The sequence below is a fragment of the Cupriavidus sp. 01L46 genome (genome assembly GCF_056399905.1).
Map to the genome: position 1 here is coordinate 1 of NZ_JBFTSF010000625.1, position 1106 is coordinate 1106.

1 protein-coding gene is annotated in these 1106 nt (G+C 65.8%); it reads right to left on the reverse strand.

What is annotated here, in order from left to right:
* Positions 1 to 121: 121 nt before the first annotated feature.
* The gene (locus AC1DS3_RS38940; protein ID WP_441641477.1) at positions 122 to 1033 is read right to left on the reverse strand and encodes an SMP-30/gluconolactonase/LRE family protein; all 912 of its coding nucleotides are present in this window, start codon (positions 1031 to 1033) and stop codon (positions 122 to 124) included.
* Between the last annotated feature and the right edge of the window lie 73 nt (positions 1034 to 1106).

A 1106-nucleotide genomic window follows, 5' to 3' on the forward strand; every position in this document is an offset into this window, starting at 1 on the left:
CAAGATGGAGAAGTGGCTGGTGCCCTGGAAGGGGAGGATGTAAAGCCCGTGACTGGCCGGGCGGCGGCATGCGCCGCCCGGCCCCTGCCGCTTTAGCTGTGCCCGCGGCCCGATCGGCCGGTCACGCGGCCATCTGGGCCATCTGGAACGCGCGCTCGGCAATACCGGCGACACCGGGGCGAAAAGCGAATACCCCGCCGGCCAGCGGCTGCTCGGTTTGCACCGACGCATCGGCCGGGCGAATCGACGTGACGAACAACGTCTTCATGTCGGCGCCGCCAAAGGCGCACATCGCCGGCTTTTTCACGGGAAGCGCGATGCTGCGGTCCAGGCGCCCCTCTGGCGTAAAGCGGTGCACAACGCCGGCGTCATTCCCGCAGATCCAGTAGCAGCCATCGGCGTCTACCGCAGCGCCGTCCGGGCGCCCCGGATATTGGCGCATGTCGATCCACAGGCGCCGCCGGCTGGCCACGCCGTCCGCGACATCGTAGTCGAACGCCCAGATCACCTGCGCATCAGGATGCGAGTCCGAGAGGTACATCGTGCGTCCGTCGGGCGACCACGCCATTCCGTTGGGAACGATCAGTCCCTCGATCTGCCGCTGCAGGCCACGCCCGTCGAAGCGATACACCGAGCCAATCGATTGCGCCGGATGCATGTCGAGGTGCATGGTGCCCGCCCAGAACCGGCCTTGCCGATCACACCGGCCGTCGTTGAACCGCATGGATGGGGCGGGGTGAGCGACGCTGGCGAGCCTGCGGGTGGCCATGCCGCCATCGGGCTGTGGTTGCAAGTGGAACAGGCCGCTCTGCATGCCAGCGACAAAGCCACCGGCGCTTGCGGGGGCAATGCATCCCGCCATTTCGGGCAACTGCCAGGTACGGATTGCCGCGTTGGCGGCGCGCCATTCGAACAGTGTCCGGGCGGGGATGTCCGACCAGTACAGGCATTGGGTCTGCGTATCCCAAAACGGGCTTTCGCCGACCGCATTGCGGACATCGGCAATCAGGTCGATGGGTGAGTCAGTGATCATGATCTATCGGCTTGGACATCATGGCCGGAGCGGCTTCCTGATTCGAATATGCGCCTCAGGCTGCTCTTTGTGT